Source organism: Burkholderia sp. PU8-34 (assembly GCF_053427725.1).
Genome location: NZ_JBSAXC010000051.1, coordinates 1 through 1,248 on the forward strand (window position 1 = coordinate 1; position 1,248 = coordinate 1,248).

Sequence of the window (1,248 nt, forward strand, 5' to 3'; positions counted from 1 at the left end):
CTGCCGACAGGGCAACACGCGGCCGTCGGCGCGAACCTCGATGCGCCCATCCGGGTACTCCCATACGTCGATATACCGGTGAATCAGCTTCCGGTTCGTCGGCGTGTCGGCCAGCAAATACAGCACCCGGTCGTACAGCACCGTCAGCGCCTTCGAGACGCGGCGCGTTTCACGCCAGGTCAGCAACTGATCCAGATCCTCGTCGTCCCGCAGCGGCCGGTGTGCATTGAAGTCGCTCTTCGGCGGTTTCGCGAAGCGCGCGTTATACGCCGCCATGAAGGAGGGCGCATACGCGTTGGCGTCGGCCACCGTGCTGATGCCGCGCAGCCGCAGTTCCTTCACCAATCGATCCTGCAAGGTCAGATGCGCGCGCTCGACGCGCCCCTTGGCCGGGCTGCTGTTTGCGCAGAATGTGTCGATGTTCAGCTCGTACATCGCCCGGCCGAAATGCGTCACGTTGCTGCCGGTCTTGCTCGCATTCGTGCTGCGGAACACGCTCGCCTTGTCGCTGTAGAACGCCACCGGCTTGCCGTACCGCTCCAGATACGCGCGCGTGGCCTCGAAGTAACTAAAGGTCGATTCCGTCGCCGTGAAGTGCAGCATCATCAGCCGGCTCGTTGCGTCGTCCACGTACACCAGCAGCGTGCACTGCGGCGCCCGCGCCTCGAACCACCGATGCTCGCTGCCATCGATCTGGATCAGTTCGCCCAGACACGCGCGTCGTGCCCGTGGCTGGTAGACCTTCGGCGGGCGCTGCCGGCGCGGAATCCATAGCCCGGCTTCCGTCATCAGCTTGCGGACCGTTTCCTTCGATAACTGCAGCCCGTGGCATTCCCAGAGCTTCTCGCAGGCCAGCGTCGGCCCGAAATCGGCGTAGCGCTCGCGAATCACGCTCAAAGCTCGATGCGCCAAATCCTCGGGCAGTTGATGGTTGCTCGGTTGGCCGCGTCGCTGCGAAACCAGACCGACCGGCCCCGAGGCACGATACCGGGCGACGAGCCGCTCAATCTGCCGCCGACTGACGCCAAGTCGCTCCGCGGCTCGCCACGGCATCAGCCGTCCTTCGACGACTGCTTCGACAACTTTGAGTCGATCCAGCTCGCGCATGCTCATGGTGATCGTCTTGGTGTTGTTGGCCACGAGAGACTCCGGGTTGACCATCAGGAGCCGCTCAGGATGAACCAATCAGCCGCCAACTACGACATTTCAACTTTGCCCAGCTACGACATTACAACTTTGCTCTTACAT

The 1,248-nt window shown here is 63.0% G+C and carries 1 protein-coding gene; it reads right to left on the minus strand.

Going from position 1 to position 1,248, the window contains the following annotated elements:
* On the minus strand, window positions 1-1,113 hold a 1,113-nt coding region (locus tag ACV22Z_RS35635), incomplete at its 3' end, for an ISNCY family transposase (RefSeq protein ID WP_448080926.1).
* Window positions 1,114-1,248 lie beyond the last annotated feature (135 nt).